The organism is Cronobacter muytjensii ATCC 51329 (assembly GCF_001277195.1).
Classification (GTDB): Bacteria; Pseudomonadota; Gammaproteobacteria; order Enterobacterales; family Enterobacteriaceae; genus Cronobacter; species Cronobacter muytjensii.
The window spans coordinates 1,139,555-1,160,343 of record NZ_CP012268.1 but is presented as its reverse complement, the minus strand read 5'-3'; the positions used below and the strand labels follow the sequence as shown (position 1 = coordinate 1,160,343).

Here is a 20,789-nt window from a genome sequence, read left to right as displayed (position 1 = left end):
TCACGGTTTTTTGCTGCGTAAACAGGCATTAAGCGAGGCGAAAGTTCTGCGGCGCGCTTTTTATTATTCATGACAGTTAATTTATGAGCAGACGCCATAGGAATTGTAAATTGTTTGTACTAGCATAACCGAAACATTTTTCCTGATACGTCCGGGTATTGCACCTGACGGCAATGCCTATGCGGATTATGTGGTAATGACCAAAAAAAAGAACAAGCAGGAGCTGGCGGCCACGCCGCATCCACTGCTGCGCTTAGTAAGCCTTGGACTGCTGACTTATATTTTCACGCTCTTTTCGCTTGAGCTGACGCTTTTCGATACGCTGCTGGCCCCGCTGTGGTTCCCGACCTCAATTATGATGGTGGCGTTCTTTCGCCACGCCTTGCGCCTGTGGGTGCCCATTGCGCTGGTGTGCGGCGCGGGCACGATTCTGGCGACGCTGACGCTGTTCCCACCTGGCCATCTTGAGCCCGCCTACACCGTCATTAATATTATCGAAGCGCTGGTCGGCGCGACGCTGCTGCGCAAGCTTCTGCCCTGGTATAACCCGCTTAAAAACCTCAACAACTGGCTGCGGCTGGCGTTCGCCAGCGCGGTCGTGCCGCCGCTGGTGGGCGGCTGTCTGCTGGCGGCCATCAGCGAGCATGACGTGACGCTGCGCGTCTTTCTGGTGTGGATCTTATCGGAAACCATCGGCGCGCTGGCGCTGGTGCCGCTCGGGCTGCTCTTCAAAGCGCGCTATCTGTTGCGCCATCGCAGCCCGCGCCTGCTGGCCGAAAGCCTGGCGACGCTGTGCGTTACGCTGCTGTGCAGCTGGCTGGCGCTACACTATATGCCCTGGCCGTTTACCTTCGTGATTGTGCTGCTGATGTGGAGCGCTATCCGCCTGCCGCGACTGGAGGCGTTCACGGTCTTTCTCGCCACCGTCATGATGGTCTCGTTTGTTATCGCCTCTAACCCGACGCTGCTTGATTTGCCGCACGAAGGCATGGTGGTGAACGCCCCCTGGCTTCCGTTTTTGATGATCCTGCTGCCCGCCAACGTCATGACGATGGTGATGTACGCCTCGCGAGAAGAGCGAAAACTCATCACCGAGAGCGAAACGCGTTTTCGCAACGCGATGGAATATTCCGCCATCGGCATGGCGCTGGTCTCCACCGAAGGCAGTTTTTTGCAGGTTAATAAAGCGCTCTGCACGTTTCTCGGTTACACCCCGGAACAGCTCGCCAGCATGAGTTTTCAGCAGCTCACCTACCCGGAAGATCTGCACGCCGATATGGCGCTGGTCGAAAAACTGCTGAACGGCGAGATGAACAACTATTCGCTTGAAAAACGTTACTACACCCGCGCGGGCGACGTGGTCTGGGCACTGCTGGCGGTCTCTATCGTGCGCCAGCGCGACGGCTCGCCGCTCTACTTTATCGCTCAGATAGAAGATATTACCGATCTCAAACGCACCGAATGGGTTAATAAACGCCTGATGGAGCGCATTACGCTCGCCAACGAAGCGGGCGGCATCGGTATCTGGGAGTGGGAGCTTGGCACCGACATCATCGCCTGGGATCAGCGCATGTTCGAGCTCTACGAAGTGCCGCCGCATACCCGTCCGACGTATCAGCTCTGGAAGTCGCGCCTTTTTAAAGAAGATGTCGCCCAGGCCGAAGCCACTATCCAGGAGGCGCTGCGCTCCCGCGTGCCGTTTAAGCTGGAGTTTCGCATCCAGGTGAAAAACGGCGTGCGCCATATTCGCGCGCTCGCCAACCGCGTGCTGAATAAACAGGGTGAAGTGGAGCGCCTGCTCGGCATTAATATGGATATGACCGAGGTCAAACAGCTCAACGAAGCGCTGTTTCAGGAGAAAGAGCGTCTGCATATCACGCTCGACTCCATCGGCGAGGCGGTGATTTGCACCGATGTCGATATGAACGTCACCTTTATGAACCCGGTGGCGGAGAAGATGAGCGGCTGGCGCCAGGAAGAGGCCATCGGCCAGCCGGTACTCGCGATTCTGCGCATTACCTTTGGCGATAATGGCCCGCTGCTGGAAGATATTCACAGCGGCGACGCCACGCACGCCAGCACCGGCATCGATCAGGATGTAGTGCTGCACTGCCGTAGCGGCGGGCATTACGACATCCACTACACCATCACGCCGCTCAGCACGCTGGAAGGGGAAAATATCGGCTCAGTGCTGGTTATCCATGATGTCACTGAGTCGCGAAAAATGCTGCGCCAGCTCAGCTACAGCGCCTCGCACGACGCCCTGACCCATCTCGCCAACCGCGTGAGCTTTGAAACTCACCTCAAACGCCTGCTGCAAAGCGTCAGCGAAACGCACCAGCGCCATGCGCTCGTCTATATCGATCTCGACCGGTTTAAAGCGGTGAATGACACCGCCGGTCACGCTGCGGGCGACGCGTTGCTGCGCGAGCTCGCCTCCCTGATGCTCGGCATGCTGCGCACTACCGATGTGCTGGCGCGCCTCGGCGGCGATGAGTTTGGCCTGCTGCTGCCGGATTGCAGCCTGGAGAACGCCCGCACCATCTCTGAGCGCATCGTGGCGGCCATCAATGAATATCCGTTTGTCTGGGAGAGCCGCCTGCATCGCATCGGCGCCAGCGCGGGCATCACGATTATCGACGCCTCGAATAACCAGGCGCAGGAGGTGATGTCTCAGGCGGATATCGCCTGTTACACCTCGAAGAACGCCGGGCGCGGCGTGGTGACGGTTTACGAGCCGCACCAGCAGCAACTGCACAGCGGGCGCGACACCCTCGCCGCTCACGAACAGAAGCGCATGATAGCCGAACATCACCAGATGCTGATGGTGCGCCCGGTCGCCTCGCCGCGCGTGCCGGAAACCGCGACCTTCTGGTTGCTGTCGCTGCGGCTGTGGACCAGCGAAGGGGAGATGATCGAAGAGCACAGCTTCCGGGCCGGGCTTAGCGATCCGGAACTGTTGCAGGCGCTGGACGCGCGTCTGGTCGCCGATTTCTTTCGCGATCACGCCGCCTGCGTGGCGGCAAAAGGCGTCGGCGTCGCGCTGACGCTCTCCGGCCCCACTCTGCTTAACCCGCAGCGTCTCGATGCCCTGCTGGCACAGCTTGCCGCAAGCCCGCTGCCGCCGCGTCTGCTGCATTTTATCGTCAGCAGCGAAGTGCTGATGCAGGACGCCGCCGCGGCGCGACGCCAGTTATTGCGTCTGCGCGAAGCGGGCTGCCGGGTGGTGCTGAGCCACGTGGGCCGCGAGCTGGAAGTGTTCGAGCATATCTGCGCGCAGTGCGCCGATTACATCATGGTGGCAAGCGATCTGGTGATGGACGCCCATTCCAGCCTGATGGATGAAATGCTGCTGACCATTGTGATGGGCAACGCGCGCCGTCTCGGCCTGCAAACCATCGCCGGGCCCGCCGACCAGCAGTCACTGCTGGAGACGCTCGCCAGCATAGGTATCGATCTGGCGTACGGCGAAACCGTGGCCCAGACGCAATCGCTCGCCGCCCGGCTCGCCACCAGCTACTTTTCTATTCACTGACCGGTGTCTGCCAGTCGCTGGCATACCAGATGTGCAGCAGCGCGTAGGTGCGCCACGGCTGCCAGCGTGCGGCGTAGCGGCGGATCTGCGCAGGCGTCATCGGCGCGAAACGCTGCTTAATCAGATAATCGTCCGGCAGAAAGACGTCGGGCGCCTGCCAGCCGCGCATCGCGAAGTAATTGGCAGTCCAGGTGCCGATGCCTGGCAGTTGCGTCAGCGCTTTCACTCCCGCCGCCACATCCTCCGGGCAGGTCAGCGGAAACCGCCCGGCCAGATGCTCACGCGCAAGCTGGATAAGCGCGCCCGCCCGCATGAGCGGCATTCCGAGCGTTTTTAGCGTGGCGGGTTCCGTGCGCGCCATCTCCTCGGGGGTGGGAAAGCGCCAGCCGCTGCCGTCGTCAAGCGGCGTGCCGACCGCCTGCACCACTTTGCCAGTGAGCTTCGCTGCCATCGCCACGCTCACCAGTTGCCCGAGTATGGCGCGCACGCCCTGCTCGAAGACATCTACCGAGCCCGGCAGACGCAGCCCCGGACGCGCGGCGGCGAGCGGGCCGAGCGTCTCCAGCATTGGCGCAGGGTCAAAGCGCAGATCGAATAAGCGCGCCACGCGCGCCTGTACCTCGTCCGCCACCGGCAGCAGCCCGTCGCTCATCGCAAGCGCAAGCGTCGCGCGCTCCGGGTACGGCGTGACGCTAAACCAGCCCTGATGCGCGCCGACCGCCAGCGTGCGCCGGTACTGGCTGTCGCTCACCTCTTCGATGCCCGCCACGGCACGGTCAGCCAGAAAGCGTAACATCCACGGCCAGTCGTAAGGCGGCTGATAGCGAAGCGTAAACATAGCGTCTCCTTTGTTTTTGATTTCTTTAGCTTAATCGCTACGGGCTTTTTTTGCCTTGCGCAGATATTCCATATTGCCGCCGACGCGACATTTCGCTAAAGTCGCCCCCCTTCTTCACGGCATGGGGAAAATGTGAATGTTTATCGGTTTTGACTACGGCACCGCGAACTGTTCGGTCGCCGTTATGCGCGACGGCGCGCCGCAGATGCTGCCGCTTGAGCAAGGCTCAACGCTGCTGCCGTCAATGATTGGCGCGCCGGTGCGCGAGGCGGTGAGCGAATGGCTTTACCGCCATCAGAATGTCGAGGCGAGCGGCGCAGAGACGCAGGCGCTGCTGCGCCGCGCGGTCAGCTATAACCGCGAAGAGAGCATCGACGTCACGCCCGCCAGCGTGCAGTTCGGCCTGAGCGCGCTGCGCCAGTATATGGACGACCCGGAAGAGGTCTGGTTCGTGAAGTCGCCGAAATCGTTTCTCGGCGCCAGCGGCCTGAAGCCGCAGCAGGTTGCGCTGTTTGAAGATCTGGTCTGCGCGATGATGGTGCATATTCGCAAAACGGCGCAGGTACAGGCGGACGCGGAGATAGACCAGGCGGTGATTGGTCGCCCGATTAACTTCCAGGGGCTTGGCGGCGATGACGCTAACCAGCAGGCGCAGGGTATTCTGGAACGCGCGGCGCACCGCGCCGGTTTTCGCGATGTGGTATTTCAGTATGAGCCGGTCGCGGCCGGGCTCGATTTTGAAGCCACGCTCAGCCAGGAACAGCGCGTGCTGGTGGTGGATATCGGCGGCGGCACCACGGACTGCTCTCTGCTGCTGATGGGCCCGCAGTGGCGCGCGCGCCGCGACCGCGATCAGAGCCTGCTGGGCCACAGCGGTTGCCGCGTGGGCGGCAACGATCTGGATATTGCGCTGGCGTTTAAACAGCTGATGCCGCTGCTCGGCATGGGCGGCGAAACGGTAAAAGGCACGTCGCTGCCAGTGCTGCCGTGGTGGAACGCGTGCGCTATCAACGATGTGCCGGCGCAGAGCGATTTTTACAGCGCCGCATGCGGTCGTCTGCTGGCGGACTTAGTGCGCGACGCCCGCGAGCCGCACAAGGTGGCGCTGTTGCAGAAGGTCTGGCGTCAGCGTCTCAGCTACCGGCTGGTGCGGGCGGCGGAAGAGAGCAAAATCGCGCTTTCGCAGGCCACGGAATGCCGGACCGCGCTGCCGTTTATCGAAGGCGATCTTAGCAACGATATTACGCAGCAGGCGCTGGCGCTCGCGCTGAACCCGCCGCTGCAGCGCATTCTGGAACAGGTGACGCTGGCGCTGGAAGCCAGCAACGAACGCCCGGATGTGATTTACCTCACCGGCGGCAGCGCGCGTTCGCCGCTTATCCGCGAGGCGCTGCAAACGCAGTTGCCGGGCATCCCGGTTCAGGGCGGCGACGATTTCGGCTCGGTCACCGCCGGTCTTGCGCGCTGGGCGCAGGTGGTGTTTGCGTAACCGCGTTAAACAGGAATGACTTTGCTGCCTTCGGGCAGCTCAACCAGCAGGGACAGCTTCCCGCCCAGCGCTTCGACATAGCGCTTGAGCGTCAGCAGTTTGATCTCCTTTCCGCGCTGTTCGATGGCGGCGATAGCGGGCTGCGTAACGCCCATTATCTCCGCCAGCCGCTGCTGCGAGAACGCCCTTTCTTCGCGAAGGCGCGGCAGCCCGTGTTCAAGCGCGATTTCATCAGCCATGCGCAGGATCTCAGCTTGCCGCTCTGGCGGAAACTCCGCCATCACATCATCAATCGTTTTCATTTTTACTCTCCATTATTTTTTGCAGATGCTGGAAGAACGCCGTCTCCGCCTGCGTGATTAAGGTTTTATAAAAATCTTTGTGACCGCGCTTGTTGCCTGCACACAGCACCACAGCCTGACGGGTTGGGTCGAAGGCAAAAAATACCCGCCACGGCGAACCGCCATACTGAACGCGCAGCTCTTTAAGATTGGCGATCCGCGAGCCTTTTATCGTGTCCACCAGCGGACGCCCAACCAACGGGCCGCTGTGGCGTAAATTCCATAACAGCGCGGCGATACGATCCTGTAATCCTTCGGGCTGTTGTTGATACCACTCATAAAAATGCGGGGTAAAAATCACCGTCCATGTCATACCCATCCCTCATAAACTATAGTTTATATTCGAGCACAAAACCACACTTTAATAAGGGCTTTGATGCTTTGTCAGAAAAGGATTACGCCTCTGCGAGACGTCTCGTAAACCCTGAGCGATTCAGACAGTTCTAAACGGTGTTTCATATTTCCTCCATCTTTCTGCGGTGAAGGCTCACTAAACTTGTATCATTACGCCTAATCGTTTCAGGAAAAGAAGACGTACCGCTTATGAAAAGCACGTTTAAAAAACGCGGGTGGATTATCGCCGGTGTTATTGTCGCGGCCCTTGCCGCTCTCCTTTACTGGCGTAGCGCCGATACCGACGCTCCGGCAGGTAAAGCGTCGCATGGACGCGCCGGGATGCGCGCAGGCGGCGCGCCCGCACCGGTACAGGCTGCGACCGCCCGCAGCGAAGCGGTGCCGCGCTACCTCACGGGCCTTGGCACTATCACCGCCGCAAACACCGTCACGGTGCGCAGCCGGGTGGATGGGCAACTGATGGCTATTCATTTTAAAGAAGGTCAGCAGGTGAAAGCGGGCGATCTGCTCGCGGAAATCGATCCGAGCCAGTTTAAGGTCGCGCTCGCCCAGGCGCAGGGGCAACTCGCCAAAGACCGCGCCACGCTTGCCAATGCCCGACGCGATCTGGCGCGCTACCAGCAGCTTGGTAAAACGAACCTGGTGTCGCGCCAGGAGCTCGACGCCCAGCAGGCGCTGGTCAGTGAAACCGAGGGCACGCTGAAGGCCGACGAAGCTGCGGTCGCAAGCGCGCAGTTACAGCTTGACTGGAGCCGTATCACTGCGCCCATCGATGGTCGCGTTGGCTTAAAACAGGTCGATATCGGCAACCAGATCTCCAGCGGCGACACTACGGGCCTCGTGGTGCTGACCCAGACGCACCCGATAGATCTGGTGTTTACCTTGCCGGAGAGCGATATCGCCGCCGTGATGCAGGCGCAGAAAGCGGGAAAAACCCTGTCGGTAGAAGCCTGGGATCGCACCAACAGCACGAAACTCAGCACCGGCGAACTGCTGAGCCTTGATAACCAGATTGACGCCACGACCGGCACCATCAAGCTTAAAGCGCGTTTTGCTAATGAGGACGACGCGCTGTTTCCAAACCAGTTCGTCAACGCCCGGATGCTGATAGACACCCAGCAGAACGCGGTGGTGATCCCCACCGCCGCGCTGCAAATGGGCAACGAAGGTCATTTCGTGTGGGTGCTGAATGACGAAAATAAAGTGAGCAAACACACCGTCACCACCGGTATTCAGAACAGCGAAAGCGTGGTGATCGCCGCAGGTCTCTCAGCAAGCGATCGCGTGGTGACAGACGGTATCGACCGCCTGACTGAAGGCGCAAAAGTGGAAGTGGTGGCCGCGCAAACCGCGACGGATAACGCCAAACCCGCGCGCGGCGAACGCACGTCCACCGACAGCGCCCGCGCGGCCAAAGGAGCGCGTTCCTGATGCAGGTGTTACCTCCGAGCGCTACGGGCGGCCCGTCCCGCCTGTTTATTCTGCGCCCCGTCGCCACCACGCTGTTAATGGTGGCGATACTCCTGGCCGGGATAATCGGCTACCGTTTTCTGCCGGTCTCCGCGCTGCCTGAGGTGGATTACCCGACTATCCAGGTGGTGACGCTCTACCCTGGCGCCAGCCCGGATGTGGTGACCTCCGCGATTACCGCGCCGCTGGAGCGCCAGTTCGGCCAGATGTCCGGCCTGAAACAGATGGCCTCGCAGAGCGCGGGCGGCGCTTCGGTCGTCACGCTACAGTTTCAACTGACGCTGCCGCTCGATGTTGCGGAGCAGGAAGTGCAGGCGGCCATCAACGCCGCGACAAACCTGTTACCGGACGATCTCCCTAACCCGCCGGTCTACAGCAAAGTCAACCCGGCGGACCCGCCCATCATGACGCTTGCGGTCACCTCCTCGGCCCTGCCGATGACGCAGGTGGAAGATATGGTGGAAACCCGCGTTGCGCAGCGTATCTCGCAGGTGACCGGCGTCGGGCTGGTGACGCTCTCCGGCGGCCAGCGGCCAGCGGTACGGGTAAAGCTTAACGCGCAGGCGCTGGCGTCTCTGGGTCTTAACAGCGAAACGGTGCGCACCGCTATCACGGGCGCGAACGTCAATTCGGCAAAGGGCAGTTTCGACGGCCCCGAACGCGCCGTGACGCTCTCCGCCAACGACCAGATGAAATCCGCCGACGAGTACCGCAACCTGATTATCGCCTACCAGAACGGCGCGCCGGTACGGCTTGGCGATGTGGCGACCGTTGAGCAGGGGGCGGAAAACGCCTGGCTCGGCGCCTGGGCCAATAAACAGCCCGCGATTGTGATGAACGTACAGCGCCAGCCGGGCGCGAATATCATTACTACCGCTGAAACTATCCAGAAACTGCTGCCGCAGCTCACCGAAAGCCTGCCGAAATCGGTGCAGGTGAAGGTGCTGACCGACCGCACCACGAACATCAGCGCCTCGGTCAATGACACGCAGTTTGAGCTGATGCTGGCGATAGCGCTGGTGGTGATGATTATCTATCTGTTTCTGCGCAACGTACCGGCGACCCTTATTCCGGCGGTGGCGGTGCCGCTCTCGCTGGTCGGCACTTTCGCGGCGATGGTGTTTCTCGATTTCTCCATCAATAACCTGACGCTGATGGCGCTGACCATCGCCACGGGCTTTGTGGTGGATGACGCTATCGTGGTGATTGAGAATATCTCGCGCTATATCGAAAAAGGCGAAAAGCCGCTGGCCGCGGCGCTCAAGGGCGCGGGCGAAATCGGCTTTACGATTATCTCGCTCACCTTCTCACTGATTGCGGTGCTGATCCCGCTGCTGTTTATGGGCGATATCGTGGGCCGTCTGTTCCGCGAATTCGCCGTGACGCTGGCGGTGGCGATTTTAATTTCCGCCGTGGTGTCGCTGACGCTGACGCCGATGATGTGCGCGCGGATGTTAAGCCACGAATCGCTGCGTAAACAAAACCGCTTTTCGCGCGCCTCGGAGCGCGTGATTAACCGCGTGATTGGCCGCTACGGCCAGTTACTTAAGCGGGTGCTGAACCACCCGTGGCTGACGCTCGGCGTCGCCTTCGGCACGCTGGCGCTGACGGTGCTGCTGTGGATTGTCATCCCCAAAGGCTTTTTCCCGGTGCAGGATAACGGCATTATTCAGGGCACGCTCCAGGCGCCGCAGTCGGTTTCGTTCGCGAGTATGGCCGAACGCCAGCGCGCGGTGGCGGACGTCATTCTTAAAGATCCGGCCGTCGAGAGCATGACGTCATTCGTCGGCGTCGACGGCACCAACCCCTCGCTCAACAGCGCGCGGCTGCAAATCAATTTAAAACCGCTGGAGAAACGTGACGATCGCGTGCAGACGGTGATTGCGCGTCTCCAGGAGGCCGCCGCCAGCGTGCCGGGCGCGACGCTCTACCTGCAACCCATCCAGGATCTGACCATCGATACCCAGGTGAGCCGCACGCAGTACCAGTTTACGTTGCAGGCTAATTCGCTGGAGGCGCTCAGCACCTGGGTGCCGAAACTGACAGAGAGACTGAAAACGCTGCCGCAGCTCGCGGATGTCAGCAGCGACTGGCAGGATAAAGGGCTGGTGGCCTTCGTCAATGTGGATCGGGCCAGCGCCAGCCGGCTGGGTATCAGCATGAAAGATGTCGATAATGCGCTTTATAACGCCTTTGGGCAGCGGCTTATCTCAACAATTTACACCCAGGCCAACCAGTACCGCGTGGTGCTGGAACACGATACCGCCGCGACGCCGGGCCTCAACGCGCTGGACGGCATTCGCCTTACCAGCAGCGAAGGCGGCATGGTGCCGCTTAGCGCGATTGCCAACGTGGAACAGCGCTTCGGGCCGCTCACGATTAATCATCTCGATCAGTTCCCGTCCACGACGCTGTCGTTCAACGTGCCGGAGGGGTATTCACTGGGCGACGCGGTGGAGGCCATCACCCAGGCAGAGGCGGATCTCGCCTTCCCGGCGGAGATTACGACACAGTTCCAGGGCAGCACCCTCGCCTTCCAGGCGGCGCTCGGCAGCACCGTCTGGCTGATTGTGGCGTCGGTCGTGGCGATGTATATCGTGCTGGGCGTGCTCTATGAGAGCTTTATTCACCCGATAACGATCCTTTCGACGCTGCCGACCGCAGGCGTCGGGGCGCTGCTGGCGCTGCTGATTGCAGGCGCGGAGCTGGACGTTATCGCCATCATCGGCATCATTTTGCTGATAGGCATCGTCAAAAAGAACGCCATCATGATGATCGACTTTGCGCTGGCCGCCGAGCGCGAACAGGGCATGTCGCCGCGCGAGGCGATTTATCAGGCCTGCCTGCTGCGCTTTCGGCCAATCCTGATGACGACGCTCGCCGCGCTGCTCGGCGCGCTGCCGCTGATGTTAAGCACCGGCGTCGGGGCGGAGCTCAGGCGCCCGCTCGGCATCGGCATGGTCGGCGGCCTGCTGGTAAGCCAGGTGCTGACGCTCTTTACCACGCCGGTGATTTATCTGTTGTTCGACCGTCTGGGCCATGCCGTACGCCGTCGTTTTCCCCGGCGTGAAGGGGAGGCGTAAGTGAAGTTTTACGCGCTCTTTATCTACCGCCCGGTGGCGACCATTCTGCTCTCGGTCGCCGTGACGCTCTGCGGCGTGCTGGGCTTCCGCCTGCTACCGGTGGCCCCGCTGCCGCAGGTCGATTTCCCGGTGATTATGGTCAGCGCGTCGCTGCCCGGCGCATCGCCAGAAACCATGGCCTCGTCGGTGGCCACGCCGCTTGAGCGCTCGCTCGGGCGCATCGCGGGCGTCAACGAGATGACCTCGTCGAGTTCGCTTGGCAGCACGCGCATCATTCTGGAATTTAACTTCGACCGCGATATCAACGGCGCGGCGCGCGACGTCCAGGCGGCGATCAACGCCGCGCAAAGCCTGCTGCCAAGCGGCATGCCTTCGCGCCCGACCTACCGCAAGGCGAACCCCTCCGACGCGCCAATTATGATCCTGACGCTCACGTCAGAGACTTACTCTCAGGGCGAGCTTTACGACTACGCCTCGACGCAGCTTGCCCAGACTATCGCGCAAATCGACGGCGTGGGCGATGTCGATGTGGGCGGCAGCTCGCTGCCCGCCGTGCGCGTGGCGCTTAACCCGCAGGCGCTGTTTAACCAGGGCGTGTCGCTGGACGCCGTGCGCAGCGCCATCAGCAACGCCAACGTGCGCCGCCCGCAGGGTGCGATTGAGGACACGCAGCGCCGCTGGCAATTACAGACGAACGACGAGCTGAAAACCGCGGCGGAATATAAGCCGCTCATCATTCACTACAACAACGGCGCGGCGGTGCCGTTAAGCGATGTGGCGACGGTCACCGATTCGGTGCAGGACGTGCGCAACGCGGGCATGACCAACGCCAAACCGGCGATCCTGTTGATGATCCGCAAACTGCCGGAAGCGAATATTATCGACACCGTGGACCGCATCCGCGACGCGTTGCCGGCGCTGCGCCAGACCATCCCCGCCGCCATTGATATGCAGATAGCGCAGGATCGCTCTCCTACTATTCGCGCGTCGCTTGAAGAGGTGGAGCAGTCGCTGGTGATTTCCGTCGCGCTGGTCATCCTGGTGGTCTTTCTGTTCCTGCGCTCCGGTCGCGCGACGTTTATCCCGGCCGTCGCGGTGCCGGTATCGCTTATTGGCACCTTCGCCGCCATGTACCTGTGCGGTTTTAGCCTTAATAACCTCTCGCTGATGGCGCTGACTATCGCTACCGGCTTTGTGGTGGATGACGCCATCGTGGTGCTGGAGAATATCTCGCGGCATCTGGAAGCCGGAATGAAACCGCTTCAGGCGGCGCTACAAGGGGTGCGCGAAGTGGGCTTTACCGTGCTATCCATGAGCCTGTCGCTGGTGGCGGTGTTCCTGCCGCTGCTGCTGATGGGCGGGCTACCGGGGCGGCTGTTCCGCGAGTTCGCGGTGACGCTGTCGGTGGCTATCGGGATTTCGCTGGTGGTGTCGCTCACGCTCACGCCGATGATGTGCGGCTGGCTGCTGAAAGCCCGCGCGCCGAAGGAGACGCGCCGCCGCACCGGCGTCAACCGGCTGCTGCTGGCGCTCCAGGGAGGTTACGCCCGCTCGCTCGGCTGGGTGCTGAACCACGCGCGGCTGGTGGGCGTGGTGCTTATCGCCACCATCGCGCTGAACGTCTGGCTCTATATTTCCATCCCGAAAACCTTTTTCCCTGAACAGGATACCGGACGGCTGATGGGCGGCATTCAGGCTGACCAGAGCATCTCTTTCCAGGCGATGCGCGGCAAATTGCAGGATTTCATGAAAATCATCCGCGACGACCCGGCGGTGGATAACGTCACCGGCTTTACCGGCGGTTCCCGGGTTAACAGCGGCATGATGTTTATCTCGCTCAAACCGCTTGGCGAGCGCACGGAAAGCGCCCAGCAGGTTATCGACCGGCTGCGTAAAAAGCTCGCGAAAGAGCCTGGCGCGAGCCTGTTTTTAATGGCGGTGCAGGATATCCGCGTCGGCGGGCGCCAGTCGAACGCCAGCTACCAGTATACGCTGCTGTCAGACGATCTCGCGGCGCTGCGCGAATGGGAGCCGAAAATCCGCCAGGCGCTGTCCGCGCTGCCGCAGCTCGCCGATGTGAACTCTGACCAGCAGGATAACGGCGCGGAGATGAGCCTGGTTTACGATCGCGAATCGATGGCGCGCTTAGGGATCAGCGTTCAGGACGCCAACAGCCTGCTGAATAACGCGTTCGGCCAGCGCCAGATTTCGACCATCTACCAGCCGCTGAACCAGTACAAAGTGGTGATGGAGGTGGACCCGCGTTACACCCAGGACATCAGCGCGCTGAATCAGATGTTTGTGATGAACAGCGAGGGCAAGCCGATTCCGCTCTCCTGGTTCGCCAAATGGCGGCCTGCCAACGCGCCGCTGTCGGTGAACCATCAGGGGCTGTCGGCGGCGTCGACCATCGCGTTTAACCTGCCGACCGGCGTGTCGCTCTCCGAGGCGAGCGACGCCATCACCCGCACCATGACCTCCCTCGGCGTGCCGTCGTCGGTGCGCGGCAGCTTTGCGGGCACGGCGCAGGTGTTCCAGGACACCATGAATTCGCAGGTGATCCTGATCCTCGCCGCCATCGCCACGGTCTATATCGTGCTGGGTATGCTGTATGAGAGTTACGTGCATCCGCTGACTATCCTTTCCACGCTGCCGTCGGCGGGCGTCGGGGCATTACTGGCGCTGGAAGCGTTCGACGCCCCGTTTAGCCTCATCGCGCTTATCGGTATTATGCTATTGATTGGTATCGTGAAGAAGAACGCGATAATGATGGTGGACTTCGCGCTGGATGCCCAGCGCAGCGGCGAGCTCAACGCCCGCGAGGCGATTTTTCAGGCCTGCCTGCTGCGTTTTCGTCCGATCATGATGACGACGCTGGCGGCCCTGTTCGGCGCGCTGCCGCTGATGATAGCGAGCGGCGACGGCGCGGAGCTGCGCCAGCCGCTCGGCATTACCATCGTCGGCGGGCTGGTCATGAGCCAGCTGCTGACGCTCTATACCACGCCGGTGGTCTACCTCTTCTTCGACCGACTGCGCCTGCGCTTTACCCGCCGGGCGAAACCCGAGGACACCCTGACCGCGAGCGAATAGCCTATGACCGACCTGCCCCAGAACGTGCGCTGGCAATTGTGGATTGTCGCCTTTGGCTTTTTTATGCAGGCGCTGGACACCACCATCGTCAACACCGCCCTCCCCTCTATGGCCGTAAGCCTCGGGGAGAGCCCGCTGCGGATGCATATGGTCATCGTCTCCTACGTGCTGACGGTGGCGGTGATGCTGCCCGCGAGCGGCTGGCTGGCGGATCGCGTCGGGGTGCGCAATATCTTCTTCTGCGCCATTGTGCTGTTTACGCTCGGCTCGCTGTTTTGCGCCTGGTCGTCAACGCTCAACGAGCTGGTGGCGTCGCGGGTGTTGCAGGGCGTCGGCGGCGCGATGATGGTGCCGGTCGGCAGATTAACGGTGATGAAAATTGTTCCGCGCGAACAATACATGGCCGCGATGACGTTTGTCACGCTCCCCGGCCAGGTGGGGCCGCTGCTCGGCCCGGCGCTTGGCGGGCTGCTGGTGGAGTACGCCTCGTGGCACTGGATCTTTCTCATTAACCTGCCGGTCGGCATCGCGGGTGCCGCCGCGACGCTCTGGCTGATGCCGAATTACACCATGCAGACCCGGCGTTTCGATTTCTCCGGTTTTCTGCTGCTCGCCTTCGGCATGGCGGCGCTGACGATAGCGCTCGACGGCTACAAGAGCACGGGCCTTTCCGCCGCCGGGCTCGGCGCGCTGGTGGCGGGCGGCAGCGCGGCGGTGTTGCTCTATCTGTGGCATGCGCGCGGCAACGAGCGGGCGCTGTTCAGCCTGCGGCTTTTCGAGACCCGCACCTTTTCGCTCGGGCTGCTCGGGAGTTTATGCGGGCGCATCGGCAGCGGAATGCTGCCGTTTATGACGCCGGTTTTTTTACAGATTGGCCTCGGCTTTTCGCCATTTCACGCCGGGCTGATGATGATCCCGATGGTGCTTGGCAGCATGGGGATGAAGCGTATCGTGGTGCAGGTGGTCAATCGCTTTGGTTATCGCCGCGTGCTGGTGGCTTCCACGCTTGGCCTGGCGCTGGCGAGCCTGCTGTTTATGGGCGTGGCGCTGGCGGGCTGGTACTGGTTGCTGCCGGTAGTCCTGCTTTTTCAGGGGATGGTCAACTCGGTGCGTTTCTCGGCGATGAACACGCTGACGCTGCGCGACCTGCCGGATGAGATGGCGAGCGGCGGCAACAGTATGCTCTCGATGGTAATGCAGCTCTCCATGAGTCTCGGCGTAACCCTCGCAGGCCTGCTGCTTGGCGCGTTTGGCCATAACCATCTGGCCGCCGACAGCAGCGACGCGCACGGGATCTTCTTCTGGACGTACCTGTGGATGGCGGTGATTATCGCCGTGCCAGCGCTCGTCTTTGCCCGCGTTCCGAACGATATCAGTAAAAATGCCGTGATCGCGCGGCGCAAAAGGAGAGCTTCATGAGGTTCTGGCGGCCCGGCATTATGGGCAAGCTGTTTCTGGCCATTTTCGCCACCTGCATTCTGCTGTTAATTACGATGCACTGGGCGGTGCGCTTTAGCTTTGAGCGCGGCTTTATCGACTACATCAAACACGGCAACGAACAGCGGCTGGCGCTGCTAAGCGACGCGCTGAGCGATCAGTATCAGCAGCACGGCGACTGGGGGTTCCTGCGCCATAACGATCGCGTGGTGTTCCAGATTTTACGCTCTTTCGAGCGAGAGAACGCGCACGATGGCCCGCCGCCGCCGGACAGAGGGCCGCCGCCCCATATGCCGCCGCACGGCTGGCGCACGCAGTTCTGGGTGGTGGACGCCGATCAGAATGTGCTGGTCGGCCCGCGCTCGCCGGTGCCGCAGGACGGCGCGCGGCGGGCGATTGTCGTTGATGGCAAGCGTGTCGGCTGGGTCATCGCCTCGCCGGTGGAGCGCCTGACACGCAGCACCGATATTAATTTCGATAAACAGCAGCGACGCACCAGCTGGCTTATCGTCGCGCTCTCGACATTGCTCGCGGCGGCGGCCACGCTGCTGCTGGCGCGCGGCCTGCTGGCGCCGGTAAAACGGCTGGTGGAAGGCACGCACCGGCTCGCGGCGGGCGATTTCACAACCCGCGTCGTCGCCACAGGCCAGGATGAACTGGGCCGTCTCGCGCAGGATTTCAACCAGCTTGCCAGCACGCTTGAGAAAAATCAGCAGATGCGTCAGGCCTTTATGGCGGATATTTCCCATGAACTGCGCACGCCGCTTGCTGTGCTGCGCGGCGAGCTGGAGGCGATTCAGGACGGCGTGCGCCAGTTTACGCCGGAATCCGTCGCCTCGTTACAGGCGGAAGTGGGCACGCTGACCAAACTGGTGGACGATTTACATCAGCTTTCGCTCTCCGACGAGGGCGCGCTCGCCTACCAGAAAAAACCGCTGGAGATAGTGACACTCATTGAGGTGGCCGCCGGCGCGTTCCGCGAGCGCTTCGCCGCGCGCGGACTGACGCTGAATCTCTCCATGCCTGAGAGCGTCACGCTGTTTGGCGACCGGGACCGGCTGATGCAGCTGTTTAATAATCTGCTGGAAAACAGCCTGCGCTATACAGACGCAGGCGGCGGCCTGCTGATTCAGGGCGAATGCCAGGCGGCGCGGTTTGTGCTGCGTTTTAGCGACAGCGCGCCGGGCGTGAGCGACGAGCAGCTCGCGAAACTGTTTGAGCGTTTTTACCGTGCCGAGGGCTCGCGCAACCGCGCCAGCGGCGGTTCCGGCCTGGGCCTCGCCATCTGCGCCAATATCGTGTCGGCGCATGGCGGCACCATCAGCGCCGATCATTCATCGTCAGGCGGTGTTAGCATTACCGTATCTTTGCCGCTTGATGCCGTACTTCCGGGAGACGTATGACAGAGTTACCGATTAACGACAAAACCCCACGCATTCTGGTTGTTGAGGATGAGCCGAAACTCGGCGCGCTGCTGGTGGATTATCTGCGGGCGGCCAGCTATGCGCCGACGCTGATTAACCACGGCGACCAGGTGTTGCCCTATGTGCGCCAGACGCCGCCGGATTTGATTCTGCTGGATCTGATGCTGCCCGGCACCGACGGGCTGACGCTGTGTCGCGAGATACGCCGCTTTTCAGAAGTGCCGATTGTGATGGTGACCGCAAGAATTGAAGAGATAGACCGCCTGCTGGGGCTGGAGATTGGCGCCGATGATTATATCTGCAAGCCCTTCAGCCCGCGCGAGGTGGTGGCGCGCGTAAAAACCATCCTGCGGCGCTGCAAGCCGCAGCGCGACCTGCAGGCGCAAGCCGCCCAGAGCCCGCTGGTTATCGATGAAGGCCGTTTCCAGGCGAGCTGGCGGCAGAAGCCGCTCGATTTGACCCCCGCCGAGTTCCGCCTGCTGAAGACGCTCTCCAGCGAGCCGGGCAAGGTCTTTTCCCGCGAGCAGTTGCTCAATCATCTGTATGACGACTACCGCGTGGTGACCGATCGCACCATCGACAGCCATATCAAGAACCTGCGCCGCAAGCTCGAAGCGCTCGATGATGACCAGCCGTTTATCCGCGCCGTGTACGGCGTGGGCTACCGCTGGGAGGCCGACGCCGGCCGAGTGGTGTAGAGATGACCTGCACGGGTGAAACGCCGGGCCCTGGAATATGCACGCCCGGTGACCTGTTCCGTTCGCCAGGGCGCGGATTCTCTCTGTCACGTTTACTCACGCGAACGTGTTAAGGGGGCTCGCCGCCGCCCCCTTAACCATCCCGGCTCGCGGCCAAAGGGCAGCCGCACGGGAAAACACACGGCGTTGGCATTGGGTTTCGTAGTTTCGTAGGGTGCGTAAGCGCAGCGCACCCGCCTCACGCCCATAAGCCCCGTAACGGTTTGCACCCCTGCGCCGCTGGCGCTACAATTCCCGCCCTTAACGTGGGGGTAAACGCGCCCCCCACCGCTTCAATGTTGAAGCGGCTCTGACCTGACATCAGAACGAGTCCATCATGTTTAAACCCGAACTCCTTTCACCGGCGGGAACGCTGAAAAATATGCGTTACGCCTTCGCCTATGGCGCTGACGCCGTGTACGCCGGTCAGCCGCGCTATTCGCTGCGCGTGCGCAATAACGAATTCAACCACGAAAATTTGCAGATCGGCATTAACGAAGCCCACGCGCTTGGCAAAAAATTCTACGTGGTGGTGAATATCGCGCCGCACAACGCCAAGCTGAAAACCTTTATTCGCGACCTCAAACCAGTGGTCGACATGGGGCCGGACGCGCTGATTATGTCCGATCCGGGTTTGATCATGCTGGTGCGCGAGCACTTCCCGCAGATGGATATCCATCTTTCGGTGCAGGCTAACGCCGTCAACTGGGCGACGGTGAAGTTCTGGCAACAGATGGGGCTGACGCGTGTCATTCTCTCCCGCGAACTGTCGCTGGAAGAGATTGCCGAAATCCGCGAACAGGTGCCGGAAATGGAGCTGGAGATTTTCGTGCATGGCGCGCTCTGCATGGCCTACTCCGGCCGCTGCCTGCTTTCCGGCTACATCAACAAGCGCGATCCGAACCAGGGCACCTGCACCAATGCCTGCCGCTGGGAATATAACGTTCAGGAAGGCAAAGAAGACAGCATCGGCAATATCGTCCATATCCATGAGCCGATCCCGGTGCAAACCGTCGAGCCGACGCTCGGTATCGGCGCGCCGACCGACAAAGTCTTTATGATTGAAGAGGCGCAGCGCCCTGGCGAGTATATGACCGCGTTCGAAGACGAGCACGGCACCTACATCATGAACTCCAAAGATCTGCGCGCCATTCAGCACGTCGAGCGGCTGACGAAAATGGGCGTTCACTCGCTGAAAATTGAAGGGCGTACCAAGTCGTTCTACTACTGCGCGCGCACAGCCCAGGTCTATCGCCGCGCGATTGACGACGCCGCCGCAGGCAAACCGTTCGACCCGAGCCTGCTGGAAACGCTGGAAGGCCTGGCGCATCGCGGCTATACCGAAGGCTTCCTGCGTCGTCACACCCATGACGACTATCAGAATTATGAATATGGTTATTCGGTATCGGATCGTCAGCAGTTTGTCGGCGAATTCACTGGCGAGCGCAACGGGGCTCTGGCGGCCGTGGCGGTGAAAAATAAATTCTCTCTCGGCGATAGCCTGGAGCTGATGACGCCGCAGGGCAATATCAGCTTTACGCTGGAACATATGGAAAATGCCAAAGGCGAGAAAATGGACGTGGCGCCGGGAGATGGATACACCATCTGGATGCCGGTTCCGGAGGATTTAACACTGGAATATGCGCTACTGATGCGCAATTTCTCTGGCCAGACCACCCGAAATCCACACAGCAAATAATTTATAAGGGTTATTTTTATCGCGCGAATGTTTCTTCGAATGGGATCACAAACCGTTATGTTTAAAGCGGTTATTATCCCCGGCGCTGAAAAACATAATCCATAAATGCCAGTTGTACCAGGAACCACCTCCTTCAGCCTGCGTAATCTCCCTTACGCAGGCTTATTTTTTTGTCCTTTCAGCCAGTTCTTAAGCGACGCGCCAGACTCTGCGATAAACTCAGTGAATCCGTATTCACAGGAGTGCATTCATGTCCCGTTCCCCAGGTTCGTTTCTGATTTTAAATGGTAAAAGCGCTGATAATGAGGTGTTGCGCGGCAGCGTAAAACTGCTGCGCGAGCAGGGCCACTCGCTGGATGTGCGCGTGACCTGGGAGAAAGGCGACGCGGGGCGCTATGTCAGTGAGGCCGTTGAACAGGGCGCGCAAACGGTGATTGCCGCAGGCGGCGACGGCACCATTAACGAAGTGGCAGCGGCGCTGGCGTCGGTCGCCGGGGAAAAACGTCCGGCGCTCGGCCTGTTGCCGCTCGGCACCGCCAATGATTTCGCGACAAGCGCAGCCGTGCCGGACGATATCGAACTGGCGCTGAAGCTGGCTATCGAAGGCCGTGCGGTGCCCATTGATATTGCGCAGGTGAATGATAAAGCCTGGTTTATTAACATGGCTACCGGCGGTTTTGGCACGCGCATTACCACCGAGACGCCGGAGCGGCTGAAGGCGGCGCTTGGCGGCGTGTCGTATCTGATCCACGGTCTGATGCGTATGGACGCTCTGAAAGCGGACCGCTGCGAGATTCGCGGTGAGAATTTCCACTGGCAGGGCGACGCGCTGGTTATCGGCATCGGTAACGGGCGTCAGGCGGGCGGCGGCCAGGAGCTTTGTCCGGCGGCGCTGATTAACGATGGGCTGTTGCAACTGCGCATTTTTACCGGTGAAGAGCTGCTGCCAGCGCTCTTTACCACGCTGACGCAGCCGGAAGACAGCCCGAATATTATCGACGGCGCGTCAGCCTGGTTTGAAATAACAGCCCCGCACGACATTACCTTTAACCTCGACGGCGAACCGCTGAGCGGCCAGCATTTCCACATTGTGATTAAGCCCGGGGCGCTGCACTGCCGCCTGCCGCCGGATTGTCCGTTGCTTAAATAAATGGATGTATGGCATCGCGGTTTGCGGGACGGCGGGTGCGCTACGCTTACCCGCCCTACCAGTGATGCAACGGTATGAAACGTTGTAGGGTGGGTAAGCGCAGCGCACCCACCATCAGCACCGCCGTCAAATGAAAGGCATT

General features: G+C 61.0%; 13 protein-coding genes. 10 read left to right on the top strand and 3 right to left on the bottom strand.

The window, feature by feature from the left end; genetic code table 11:
* Positions 1 to 196: 196 nt before the first annotated feature.
* Positions 197 to 3,535, top strand: a complete 3,339-nt coding sequence (locus AFK63_RS05315) for a diguanylate cyclase (protein ID WP_038861920.1) — start codon at positions 197 to 199, stop codon at positions 3,533 to 3,535.
* Here AFK63_RS05315 and alkA read toward each other — a convergent pair.
* Positions 3,525 to 4,373 carry a DNA-3-methyladenine glycosylase 2 gene (alkA, locus tag AFK63_RS05310; RefSeq protein WP_038861915.1) on the bottom strand — a complete coding sequence of 283 codons (849 nt, stop codon included), beginning with the start codon at positions 4,371 to 4,373 and terminating at the stop codon, positions 3,525 to 3,527. The genes AFK63_RS05315 and alkA overlap by 11 nt on opposite strands.
* Positions 4,374 to 4,509: 136 nt before the next feature.
* Here alkA and yegD point away from each other — a divergent pair, with 136 nt between their 5' ends.
* On the top strand, positions 4,510 to 5,862 hold the full coding sequence (gene yegD, locus AFK63_RS05305) for a molecular chaperone (RefSeq protein WP_038861914.1): 1,353 nt from the start codon (positions 4,510 to 4,512) through the stop codon (positions 5,860 to 5,862).
* Between the two features lie 5 nt (positions 5,863 to 5,867).
* On the opposite strand, the gene AFK63_RS05300 is transcribed toward yegD, so the two are convergent.
* Complete coding sequence (locus AFK63_RS05300) at positions 5,868 to 6,164, bottom strand: helix-turn-helix domain-containing protein (RefSeq protein WP_038861911.1); 297 nt, start codon at positions 6,162 to 6,164, stop codon at positions 5,868 to 5,870.
* On the bottom strand, positions 6,151 to 6,516 hold the full coding sequence (locus tag AFK63_RS05295) for a type II toxin-antitoxin system RelE/ParE family toxin (protein WP_038861909.1): 366 nt from the start codon (positions 6,514 to 6,516) through the stop codon (positions 6,151 to 6,153). Before AFK63_RS05295 ends, AFK63_RS05300 begins: the two co-directional genes overlap by 14 nt.
* Positions 6,517 to 6,746: 230 nt before the next feature.
* Here AFK63_RS05295 and AFK63_RS05290 point away from each other — a divergent pair, with 230 nt between their 5' ends.
* From AFK63_RS05290 to yegS, 8 genes are all read left to right on the top strand, one after another.
* Entirely contained in the window at positions 6,747 to 7,988 is a 1,242-nt protein-coding gene (locus tag AFK63_RS05290; protein ID WP_038861906.1) for an MdtA/MuxA family multidrug efflux RND transporter periplasmic adaptor subunit, read from the top strand.
* Positions 7,988 to 11,110: an MdtB/MuxB family multidrug efflux RND transporter permease subunit gene (locus AFK63_RS05285; protein ID WP_038861904.1), complete on the top strand. Its 3,123-nt coding sequence runs from the start codon at positions 7,988 to 7,990 to the stop codon at positions 11,108 to 11,110. Before AFK63_RS05290 ends, AFK63_RS05285 begins: the two co-directional genes overlap by 1 nt.
* Positions 11,111 to 14,200, top strand: a complete 3,090-nt coding sequence (gene mdtC / locus AFK63_RS05280) for a multidrug efflux RND transporter permease subunit MdtC (RefSeq protein WP_038861903.1) — start codon at positions 11,111 to 11,113, stop codon at positions 14,198 to 14,200. It begins immediately after the preceding gene.
* Between the two features lie 3 nt (positions 14,201 to 14,203).
* Positions 14,204 to 15,619: an MFS transporter gene (mdtD, locus tag AFK63_RS05275; RefSeq protein ID WP_038861901.1), complete on the top strand. Its 1,416-nt coding sequence runs from the start codon at positions 14,204 to 14,206 to the stop codon at positions 15,617 to 15,619.
* The gene (gene baeS / locus AFK63_RS05270; RefSeq protein WP_053531558.1) at positions 15,616 to 17,040 is read left to right on the top strand and encodes an envelope stress sensor histidine kinase BaeS; all 1,425 of its coding nucleotides are present in this window, start codon (positions 15,616 to 15,618) and stop codon (positions 17,038 to 17,040) included. Before mdtD ends, baeS begins: the two co-directional genes overlap by 4 nt.
* Positions 17,037 to 17,759 carry an envelope stress response regulator BaeR gene (gene baeR, locus AFK63_RS05265; protein WP_038861897.1) on the top strand — a complete coding sequence of 241 codons (723 nt, stop codon included), beginning with the start codon at positions 17,037 to 17,039 and terminating at the stop codon, positions 17,757 to 17,759. Before baeS ends, baeR begins: the two co-directional genes overlap by 4 nt.
* 376 nt (positions 17,760 to 18,135) lie before the next feature.
* Positions 18,136 to 19,497, top strand: coding sequence for a prephenate-dependent tRNA uridine(34) hydroxylase TrhP (gene trhP, locus AFK63_RS05260; protein ID WP_038861895.1), 1,362 nt, complete (start codon positions 18,136 to 18,138; stop codon positions 19,495 to 19,497).
* 250 nt (positions 19,498 to 19,747) lie between these two features.
* The gene (yegS, locus tag AFK63_RS05255) at positions 19,748 to 20,647 is read left to right on the top strand and encodes a lipid kinase YegS (RefSeq protein ID WP_038861893.1); all 900 of its coding nucleotides are present in this window, start codon (positions 19,748 to 19,750) and stop codon (positions 20,645 to 20,647) included.
* The last annotated feature ends 142 nt before the right edge of the window (positions 20,648 to 20,789 follow it).

Excerpts from the sequence above, each read along its gene's own strand:
- AFK63_RS05315 (WP_038861920.1), top strand. The coding sequence starts at position 197 with ATGACCAAAAAAAAGAACAAGCAGGAGCTGGCGGCCACGCCGCATCCA.
- alkA (WP_038861915.1), bottom strand. The coding sequence starts at position 4,373 with ATGTTTACGCTTCGCTATCAGCCGCCTTACGACTGGCCGTGGATGTTA.
- yegD (WP_038861914.1), top strand. The coding sequence starts at position 4,510 with ATGTTTATCGGTTTTGACTACGGCACCGCGAACTGTTCGGTCGCCGTT.
- AFK63_RS05300 (WP_038861911.1), bottom strand. The coding sequence starts at position 6,164 with ATGAAAACGATTGATGATGTGATGGCGGAGTTTCCGCCAGAGCGGCAA.
- AFK63_RS05295 (WP_038861909.1), bottom strand. The coding sequence starts at position 6,516 with ATGACATGGACGGTGATTTTTACCCCGCATTTTTATGAGTGGTATCAA.
- AFK63_RS05290 (WP_038861906.1), top strand. The coding sequence starts at position 6,747 with ATGAAAAGCACGTTTAAAAAACGCGGGTGGATTATCGCCGGTGTTATT.
- AFK63_RS05285 (WP_038861904.1), top strand. The coding sequence starts at position 7,988 with ATGCAGGTGTTACCTCCGAGCGCTACGGGCGGCCCGTCCCGCCTGTTT.
- mdtD (WP_038861901.1), top strand. The coding sequence starts at position 14,204 with ATGACCGACCTGCCCCAGAACGTGCGCTGGCAATTGTGGATTGTCGCC.
- baeS (WP_053531558.1), top strand. The coding sequence starts at position 15,616 with ATGAGGTTCTGGCGGCCCGGCATTATGGGCAAGCTGTTTCTGGCCATT.
- baeR (WP_038861897.1), top strand. The coding sequence starts at position 17,037 with ATGACAGAGTTACCGATTAACGACAAAACCCCACGCATTCTGGTTGTT.
- trhP (WP_038861895.1), top strand. The coding sequence starts at position 18,136 with ATGTTTAAACCCGAACTCCTTTCACCGGCGGGAACGCTGAAAAATATG.
- yegS (WP_038861893.1), top strand. The coding sequence starts at position 19,748 with ATGTCCCGTTCCCCAGGTTCGTTTCTGATTTTAAATGGTAAAAGCGCT.